We start from the raw sequence: 10,441 nt of genomic DNA, 5'->3' as shown, positions 1-10,441 counted from the left end.
CCATTTTCAACTGTAGTACGTCTAATTTGGAAGCCATCCCTTTCTACTTCTTTACCTTTAGTCATTGTATTTATAACGATTTGAACATCACCATTTTGAATACGTGTTAATAAATCATTTTCGCCACCAATTTTGCCTACTACTTCTGCAGGTATGTCATACTCAGCTAATTTATTAGCTGTTCCAGACGTTGCTAAAATTTTATAGCCAACTTCATTTAAGCGTTGTGCCAATTTAACAACTTCCTCTTTATCTTTGTCACTGACGGTCATTAATACTGTACCGTGATCTTTAACTTCAACGCCACTACCTGTTAACCCTTTGAATAACGCCTTTTCTAATGTAGTATCTTTCCCCATCACTTCACCTGTTGACTTCATTTCAGGTCCTAAAGTAATATCAACATTTTTCAATTTATTAAAACTAAATACCGGTGCTTTCACAAAGACACCCTCAGCATATGGTTGAACCCCTTCTTGATAACCCATATCTGTTAGTTTTTCCCCAATGATTGCTCGCATAGCTAATTGTGCCATTGGAATATCAGTAATTTTACTTAAGAATGGTACCGTTCTACTAGAACGTGGGTTTACTTCTAAAACATATACACCATCGTGAGCTATAACGAATTGAATGTTGATTAAGCCAATGATGTTTAAACCTTTAGCTAATTTTATAGTATAGTCCTCAAGTGTTGCTAACTCGTCTTCTGTCAAAGTTTGTGGCGGATATACAGCGATTGAGTCACCACTATGTACACCAGCACGTTCAATATGTTCCATGATTCCTGGAATAATGACCGTTTCTCCATCACAAATCGCATCAACTTCAATTTCTTTACCAGTTAAATATCTATCGACTAGTACCGGATGTTCCGGACTCGCTTTTACAGCCTGGGTCATATAGTTTTCTAACTCTTTGTCATTGTCTACAATTTCCATTGCGCGACCACCTAATACATAAGAAGGTCTTACTACAACCGGATATCCGATTTCTGCAGCATTCGCTAATGCTTCCTCAGGTGATGTAGCTGTTTTCCCTTGTGGCTGTGGCACGTTAATTTTTCTTAATAGTGCTTCAAATTCTTTTCTATCTTCAGCACGATTTAGATTTTCTAGTGAAGTACCAAGTATTTTAACACCATGTTTAGCCAATTTGTCTGCTAAATTAATCGCTGTTTGTCCTCCAAATTGTACAACGACACCTTTAGGTTTTTCTAAATTAATGATATTCATCACATCTTCTTCAGTTAAAGGTTCAAAGTATAATTTGTCAGAAATTGAGAAGTCTGTTGAAACTGTTTCTGGATTGTTATTCACAATTATCGCTTGGTACCCTGCTTTTTGAATTGCCCAAACGGCGTGAACTGTCGCATAGTCAAATTCTACACCTTGGCCGATTCGAATTGGTCCAGAGCCTAATACTAAGATTTTTTCTTTGTCAGTAACTATGGATTCATTTTCAGTTTCGTATGTACCATAATAATATGGTGTTGAAGATTCAAATTCAGCTGCGCAAGTATCAACCATCTTGTAAACAGGTTTAATATCATTTTCCATACGCAATTGATATACTTCTTCTTCCGTCATATTAAAGCGATGCGCTATTGTTTTATCACTAAATCCATAATCTTTTGCATATTTAAGATATTCTAAATCACCTTGATGCTCTTTTAATTGATGCTCAATATCAATAATGTTTTGGAACTTGTGTAAGAAGAAGTAATCAATCTGAGTCATATTATGAATTTCTTCTAATGTTGTGCCTCTTCTAATTGCTTCGCCGATGAAAAATAATCGTTCATCATCTTGGTGTGAAATACGTTCTTTAATATAATCAAGATCGAAGCTTTCACCATTTGGTAATCCTAAGTGATGCACACCATACTCAAGTGATCGAATTGCTTTTAACAATGATTCTTCGTAAGTTCGACCAATGGCCATAACTTCACCTGTTGCTTTCATTTGTGTGCCAAGCTCTCGTTCTCCTTTTTCAAATTTATCAAAAGGAAATCTTGGTATTTTTGAAATCACATAGTCTAAAGTTGGTTCAAACGCTGCATAAGATGTTCCTGTAATTGGATTTAACATTTCATCTAATGTTAGACCAACCGCGATTTTAGCAGCTAATTTTGCAATAGGATATCCTGTTGCTTTTGAAGCTAACGCTGATGAACGTGATACACGCGGATTTACTTCTATAATATAATAATCGAATGAATGGGGATCTAATGCTAATTGAACATTACAACCACCTTCGATACCTAAAGCTCGAATAACTTTTAATGAAACATCACGTAACATTTGATACTCAACATCTGATAATGTTTGGCTAGGAGCCACAACAATTGAATCGCCTGTATGAATACCAACTGGATCAATATTTTCCATGTTACATACAACGATGGCATTATCGTTTTTATCACGCATTACTTCGTATTCGATTTCTTTAAAACCTGCGATAGATTTTTCTAATAAACATTGCGTTGCTGGACTATAATGAAGACCATTTGAGACGATTTCATGTAATTCTTCATCATTATGACAAATACCGCCTCCGGTACCCCCCATCGTAAATGCCGGTCTAACAATTAGCGGGTATCCCACTTGCTCTTTGAATTTAAAGGCTTGCTCTACTGTATTTACAATGTCACTCTCTGGTACAGGAACGTTTAAATCATTCATTAATGTTCTAAACATTTCACGGTCTTCTGCTTGTTGAATTGATGTTAGCTCAGTTCCTAATAATTGGACGTTATTATCTTGAAGCACACCACTTTCGTGTAGTTGAATCGCCATGTTTAAACCTGTTTGACCACCTAAAGTTGGGAGTAAAGCGTCAGGTTGCTCTTTACGTATAATTCGCGCTATAAAATCATGAGTTAACGGTTCGATATATACTTTATCCGCAATTTCCTTATCAGTCATGATTGTCGCTGGATTTGAATTTACAAGAATAACTCGGTATCCCTCTTCTTTTAAAGCTAGACATGCTTGTGTTCCAGCATAATCAAATTCAGCTGCTTGACCTATGATAATTGGCCCAGACCCTATTACTAAAATTGTTTTGATATCATTACGTTTAGGCATTGATATGACGCTCCTTTTCCTTAAAATTAGTCATCATTGCTACAAAATCATCAAATAGATAGTTTGAATCTGACGGTCCTGGATTTGCTTCAGGATGGTATTGAACAGAAAATGCTGGTAATGTTTTATGTTTTAAACCTTCTACAGTACCATCATTTAATGCAAGATGAGTAACTTCTAAATCAGTACTTTTTAACGAATCTATATCTATTGCATATCCATGGTTTTGACTCGTAATATCAACTTTTCCAGTCTCTAAATTTTTAACTGGATGGTTCGCACCACGATGACCAAACTTCATTTTAAATGAGCTTGCTCCTTGAGATAATGCAAAAAGTTGATGTCCTAGACAGATACCAAAGAACGGAATTTTCCCTAAAATTCCTTGAATCATTGGAATCGCACATTCTACAACTTCAGGATTACCTGGTCCGTTTGATAGCATAACGCCATCTGGAGCCATTGCTAAAATTTCTTCGGCAGTAGTTGTATATGGTACAACTGTGACGTTACAACCTCTGACGTTTAATTCTCGAACAATATTTTGCTTCTTACCAAAGTCTACAAGTACAACACTTAGATCCTTACCTGTCGAAACATACGGTGTTTTTGTCGAAACGATTTCTACTTCGTTTTTAGGTAATTCTACTTGTTGTAAATGTTTGACAAGTTGATCAATATCTTCTTTTCGATCAGTAAAACCAGCTTTTAACACACCGTGTTGTCGAATTTTACGCGTAATACTTCTTGTATCAACACCTGCAATCCCTGGAATTTGATGCAATTCTAAAACGTCATGAAGTGTCTTTTGCTGTCTAAAATTACTTGGATGCGCACTCGCTTCTTTCACAACAATACCGTTTAATGTAGGTACTAATGATTCAAAATCGTCTCTATTGATACCATAATTACCGATTAATGGATACGTAAAAGTAATGATCTGACCTGTATATGATGGATCTGAAATAGTTTCTTGATAACCTGTCATCGCTGTATTAAATACAATTTCTCCTACAGTTAAGTTATCAGATCCTAAACGGTAGCCTTCGTAAAAAGAACCGTCTTCTAACACTAGATAACGTTTGCTTTGCATATTATTTATCCCCCTCAAATTTAACTTCGCCTTCAACCATTGTTAAGATCGGATTTCCATAAACTTTATAGCCGATAAATGGTGTATTATCTGCTTTTGATAAGAAATCTTCTCCTTTAATTTCTTGTTCACTATCTAAATCAATGATTGTTAAATCTGCATAACCATTTTCTTTTAATGTGCCGTATTCTAAATTAAATGTCTCACATGGTTTAATTGTTAAGTAATCTACTAATTGTTGTAATGTCCAATCACCATTTTTTACAAAATGCGTATATAATAATGGGAATGCTGTTTCACTACCAACAATTCCGAATGGTGCTTTTTCCATTGGTTGCGCTTTTTCATCACGTGCATGTGGTGCATGGTCTGTTGCGATACAGTCAATTGTACCGTCTAGTAACCCTTCTAACAAAGCCTCTCTATCTTCAGTACTTCTCAATGGTGGATTCATTTTATAAATGGCATTATTACCAGGAATATCATCTTCTGTTAACAATAAATGATGTGGTGTAACTTCAGCTGTAACATGAATGCCTGCGCGTTTAGCATCACGAATGACTCTAACACTTTCTTTAGTAGAAACATGACATACATGATAATGACAACCTGCTGCTTCAGCTAATAGTACATCTCTTGCGATTTGAACAGATTCACAAATGTTTGGAATACCTGGTATACCTAACTCTTTACTGCGTTTCCCTTCATGCATTGCACCACCATAGATTAATGAATTATCTTCACAGTGTGCTACGATGGCTTTGTTTACTTTTGCAGCTTCAATCATACCTTCATACATCATGCTTGCAGTTTGTACTCCTACACCGTCATCTGTAAACGCAAAGGCACCTTCTTTTACTAGTGCTGGGAAATCAACCAATTCTTTACCTAATTGACGTGTTGTAATTGAAGCATAAGGTAATACACGTACTTGAGCATTGTCATCGATTAATTTTTGTAAAGCTTCAAAATGTTCTACAGAATCTGGTACCGGTCTTGTGTTAGGCATTGGACATACAGTTGTAAATCCGCCTCTAGCAGCAGCTTTAGTACCAGTTTCAATTGTCTCTTTATATTCACCACCAGGTTCACGTAAATGAACATGAACATCGACAAATCCAGGTGACACAAAGTGACCTTTCGCATCTATGATGTCAACACCATTGCTTGGTTCAATTGCAGGTGCAATTTGTTTAATTACCTTACCATCAATTAAAATATCTGCTTGTTGTAATTCGCCATTTTGTAATACTTTACCGTTTTTAATTAATTTCATCATTTTCGTCCCCTTACCTATTTTAATAATTCATCAATGACTGCCATTCTTAAGTAAACGCCATTTTCCATTTGCTTAAAAATTCTTGATTTTGAAGCTTCTACTAAATCGCTTTGTATTTCTACTCCTCTATTCACAGGTGCCGGATGCATAACAATAGCATGTTCTTGTAATTTGTTATAGCGCACTTTATTTAAGCCATGCTTTTGATGATAATCATCTGCTGCAAATCTAGTTTCTTCTGCAAGCCCATGTCTTTCATGTTGAATTCTTAATAACATAACTATATCTACTGTTTCTATAACATCATCTATATTTACATAAGGTGCTTCTAAAGAATCATCAATCCAAGCATTTGGGCTATTAAACATTACGTTTGCACCTAATGCTTTTAAACTATGGTAATTACTACGTGCGACACGTGAATTTTTAATGTCTCCACAAATCAATACATTCAAGCCTTCAAAATATCCATATTCTTCATATATCGTCATTAAATCAAGTAAACTTTGTGTTGGATGTTGTCCACTACCATCACCAGCATTCGCAATTGGGATGTTAATATTCGCTAATTTTTCATAGTAGTTATTAAACGGATGTCTAATGACTAATAAATCACAGCCAATACTTTCTAAAGTTTTACATGTGTCATATAAAGATTCACCTTTTGAAACAGATGATGTTGATGTTTCAAAGCTAATCGTTTTTAACCCTAGCTTAAGTTCTGCCATTTCAAAACTACATTTTGTTCGAGTAGAATTTTCAAAGAATAAATTTGCGACATATTTCCCTTCAAAGTTTGGTAGTTGACGTTCACCAGATTTAAATTGACTTGCCTTTTGGATAAGTTTGTATATTTGATCTGTAGATAAATGTTCCATTGATAATAAATGATTCATAAAAGCGCCCTCCTTAATTTGTAAATCTTAATTGTTTTGTTTTTTCTCTTTAGGTAAGATTAAGTTCAAAATAATTCCTGAAAGTGCAGCTAATGCCATCCCCTCAATTTGAAGGTTGATACCAATTTCTTTTAAGTTAAATACTAAATTACCGATACCTACAACTAAAATTACTGAAGCTATAACTAAATTTCGATTGTTCGCAAAATCTACTTTGCTTTCAACTAGCATTCTTAAGCCACTTGCTGCAATAATACCGAAAAGTAATATAGATACTCCTCCCATAACTGGTGTAGGTATAGAAGAAATTAATGCAGTGAACTTACCAATGAATGCTAAAACAATTGCTATAACTGCTGCACCACCAATGACGTAAATACTGTATATTCTGGTAATCGCTAATACACCGATATTTTCACCGTATGTTGTACTTGGTGGTCCACCAATAATACTGGCAAACATTGTAGAAACACCATCACCAATGATTGATTTATCAAGTCCTGGCTTTTCAAAGAAGTTTCTACCTACGATTTTATTCAATACCATTTGGTGCCCAATATGTTCACTTACTGTTACAAACACAATCGGAATCATTACCAGTACAAGTCCTAAGTGAAATGAAGGTACATAATCTTTAAATGGCAGATAAATATGAGGGAAATCTATCCATTTTGCTGACATAATTGCATCAAATTTCACAATCCCCATAAAAATCGCTACCACATAACCTACGATAATACCTACAAGTACTGGAATTAAAGATAGGAATCCTTTAAAAAATCCTTGAACGACTATTGTTACAAGCAAGGTTATCATTGCAACAATTAAGAAACTGATATTGTAACCTTTCATATCTCCAGGATTTTCATACATTGCCATATTGACTGCAGTAGGCGCTAAGCTTAAACCAATTACCATGATGACTGGTCCAACAACAACTGGTGGTAATAATTTCATTAACCATGCTGTCCCACTTAATTTGATTAGAATCCCGATGATGACGTACATAACACCACTCATGAATAATGCTACAAGCATGTCTCCTAAGCTATGCGTACTTAATCCCGTGATAATTGGCGTGATAAATGCAAAGCTAGATCCCAAGTATGCTGGTATTTGCGCCTTCGTTATTAAGATATAAAGTAATGTACCGATTCCCGAAGCTAGTAACGCTGCGGATATTGGTAATCCTGTTAAGAATGGTACTAGTACTGTTGCGCCAAACATCGCAAATAAATGTTGTAAGCTTAAAAATGCCCATTGCGCTGGTTGTGGTTTTTCATTTACATCTAGTACAGGTTTTACTGTTCGTTCAAACATTTCATCATTTTGCATAATATTCATTTCCTCCGATAATAAAAAAATCTCTTTACATCAGTATATGTAAAGAGACAAAAAGTGTGACAAGTTGCTACAAGTCATTTTCGTCCATAGAAATTGACTTATAGTTGTCGAACATGAGGGTATTATTAGATAAACAAGCATATGAAAACTTATTTATCATTCAACTCCCCCACCTTTTTCAGTCTCTCGTACTGAATTAAAAGGGGTATTATTTAATTATAACTGCATTTCTTTGATCCATTTCTTCTAAATAGACACTTACCGTTTCCTCTTTAGAAGTAGGTATATTTTTACCAACAAAATCTGCTCGAATTGGTAACTCACGATGTCCTCGATCAACCAAAGCAGCTAAACCAATTTTAATAGGTCTAGCATTTAGCAAAATAGCATCAAGTGAAGCACGAACCGTTCGACCAGTATACAGCACATCGTCAATAATGATGACTACTTTATCTGTAATATCTGTGTCGATGTCTATTGCGTCTTTTGTCGTAAGTGATGACATGTGCTCTATATCATCTCTAAAGTATGTAATATCAATTGTTCCAGTAGGTATACGTTGTTGCTCAATTTGATGAATTTTATCTTGTATACGATTCGCTAAATATTCACCTCTTGTTTTGATACCTAAAAGAATTAAATTATCAGTACCTTTGTTATACTCCAAAATTTCATGAGCGATTCTCGTCACTGTACGTTGTATTGCGGCATCATCCATTATGATACGTTCAGACATATTCTCACCCTTTCAAAATTTAGAAACAAAAAACCTCATGTCTTTAATATCGACATGAGGTTTAGTATATACAATCAGCCTATTTACATAGAAGAATCGTAGTATTACTACTTATTCTTGCATATGTGAAAGTGTTATGATCATTTTAGTATATATCTATATTTTCATGTCTTTGACGTCTCTCTGGACGCTCAATTAAAGACTCTTTATGTTGTACTTAAACTGTTATAAGGATAATACTAATCAGGCGCTTTGTCAATCTATATTGAAAAATTAACCGATCTCAGTAAAAATGTTAACCTTAATCTATTTTATAATGTGTTTTCATTTTAAAAAAACGAAAACGATAAATACTTATAGTTTACATAATAATGTTATCGTAATTATAGCACGACACAATTATGCATCTCTTTTTCGAATTGTATCTAATAAATCTTCAAAGTCTTGTGGTAATTCAGCATGTCTTTCAATATATTCACCTGTTACTGGATGTTCGAATCCAATAAGTCCAGCATGTAGAGCTTGACCACCAATATCCAATGTCTTTTTCGGTCCATACTTTGGATCACCAACTAATGGGAAGCCAATATATTTCATGTGCACACGGATTTGATGCGTACGTCCTGTTTCAAGTTGACATTCAACAAGCGTATAATCTTTAAAATGTTCTAGTACGTTAAAATGTGTCACTGCTTCCTTACCATCATCAACAACAGCCATAGATTGACGATCATTTTTGTTTCTACCAATTGGCGCATCGATTGTACCGTAATCATGAGGAATATTCCCGTGAACTAAAGCGATATATTTTCTTTTAACAGATTTATCCATTAATTGTTCTACAAGCCCACGATGAGCAATATCATTTTTAGCAACCATTAATAAACCAGAAGTATCCATATCTATACGGTGAACAATACCTGGACGAATTTCTCCATTAATACCTGACAAATTTTTAATTTGATACATTAAACCATTAACTAATGTATTGGTATAATGCCCTGGTGATGGATGAACTACCATGCCTTTCGGTTTATATACAACTGCAACATCGTCATCTTCATAATAAATATCTAAATTTAAATTTTCAGGTAGAATATCAGCTTCAACCACTTCTTTTTCAGTGACAACTATATGATCATTAAGTTTCACTTTATAATTAGATTTAACAACTTTATCGTTTGCAACGACTAAACCTGCTTTAATCCAATCTTGTATCTGGTTACGAGACCAATCACTATTTAATTCAGGCAGCAACTTATCTACACGCATACCTGTTTGTTTTTTATCTGTAATGTTAAATTCATAAGTCTCCATTACTTAACCTCCTTCTCCTTTTTATTGGAAGTATCCTTTAATAAGGCAATAATAATTAATATTACACCAATTGTTAAACTTGAATCTGCGATATTAAATATTGGAAAATCATAACCAAAAATATTTGTATCAATAAAGTCAACAACTTCTCCTGTTAAAATTCTATCAATAAAGTTTCCAAGTGCACCTGCAAAAAGTAAACTAATAGCAACTTGCATAAACAAATTATATTGAGCATCTTTAATAAAGAAATATACTAAGGCTATTAATATAATAATGGTAATAATAAAGAAAAATGTCATTTTTCCACTCAATATTCCCCATGCAGCACCATTATTTCGATGTGATGTTATGTTTAAAAAGTGCGGTATCACTTCAAATGAATCTCCAATTTTCATTGTAGTAGCTATAATATATTTAGTAACTTGGTCAAATATAACGACAAATACTGCTATTAAAATGGAAGTGCCAATAAAATATTTTTTGTGCATTTTCGTTCCTCCAATCAATCGTCCATAAGACAACTCTTTATATTATAGCTTACACCTGCTAATAAAAAAAGTAAGCATATTACATTAAATCTAATGTTACTAACTCAATACTTGATAAACTACTATGTTTTGACATTAAATATGAACTTAATTATTCATTTATCATATTTAAGATGACATTAAAAATTAGGAAAGA

The 10,441-nt window shown here is 34.1% G+C and carries 8 protein-coding genes; all 8 read right to left on the bottom strand.

The genetic code is table 11. The features are described from left to right. Positions 1 to 3,089, bottom strand: a 3,089-nt coding sequence (gene carB / locus IDG64_RS04315; RefSeq protein WP_206171286.1) for a carbamoyl-phosphate synthase large subunit, incomplete at its 3' end; no start/stop codon positions are given. Continuing rightward, complete coding sequence (locus IDG64_RS04310; RefSeq protein WP_001190913.1) at positions 3,082 to 4,182, bottom strand: carbamoyl phosphate synthase small subunit; 1,101 nt, start codon at positions 4,180 to 4,182, stop codon at positions 3,082 to 3,084. The genes IDG64_RS04310 and carB, both read right to left, overlap by 8 nt. Before the next feature lies 1 nt (position 4,183). Continuing rightward, positions 4,184 to 5,458, bottom strand: a complete 1,275-nt coding sequence (locus IDG64_RS04305) for a dihydroorotase (RefSeq protein WP_000767028.1) — start codon at positions 5,456 to 5,458, stop codon at positions 4,184 to 4,186. Between the two features lie 17 nt (positions 5,459 to 5,475). After that, positions 5,476 to 6,357: an aspartate carbamoyltransferase catalytic subunit gene (locus IDG64_RS04300; protein WP_001016168.1), complete on the bottom strand. Its 882-nt coding sequence runs from the start codon at positions 6,355 to 6,357 to the stop codon at positions 5,476 to 5,478. Positions 6,358 to 6,384: 27 nt separating this feature from the next. Continuing rightward, the gene (locus IDG64_RS04295; RefSeq protein ID WP_001178619.1) at positions 6,385 to 7,692 is read right to left on the bottom strand and encodes a uracil-xanthine permease family protein; all 1,308 of its coding nucleotides are present in this window, start codon (positions 7,690 to 7,692) and stop codon (positions 6,385 to 6,387) included. 217 nt (positions 7,693 to 7,909) lie between these two features. Then, a complete protein-coding gene (pyrR, locus tag IDG64_RS04290; protein WP_000003870.1) occupies positions 7,910 to 8,437 on the bottom strand; it encodes a bifunctional pyr operon transcriptional regulator/uracil phosphoribosyltransferase PyrR in 528 nt (175 codons plus the stop codon). Positions 8,438 to 8,836: 399 nt separating this feature from the next. Then, positions 8,837 to 9,754 carry an RluA family pseudouridine synthase gene (locus IDG64_RS04285; protein WP_000451308.1) on the bottom strand — a complete coding sequence of 306 codons (918 nt, stop codon included), beginning with the start codon at positions 9,752 to 9,754 and terminating at the stop codon, positions 8,837 to 8,839. Beyond that, entirely contained in the window at positions 9,754 to 10,245 is a 492-nt protein-coding gene (lspA, locus tag IDG64_RS04280; RefSeq protein ID WP_000549207.1) for a signal peptidase II, read from the bottom strand. Before lspA ends, IDG64_RS04285 begins: the two co-directional genes overlap by 1 nt. Positions 10,246 to 10,441 lie beyond the last annotated feature (196 nt).

Origin of the sequence: Staphylococcus sp. EG-SA-15 (assembly GCF_017151895.1) — a bacterium.
Taxonomy (GTDB): Bacteria; Bacillota; Bacilli; order Staphylococcales; family Staphylococcaceae; genus Staphylococcus; species Staphylococcus aureus.
Note: the sequence above shows the minus strand (reverse complement) of the source record. Positions and strands in the feature narration are given on the sequence as shown.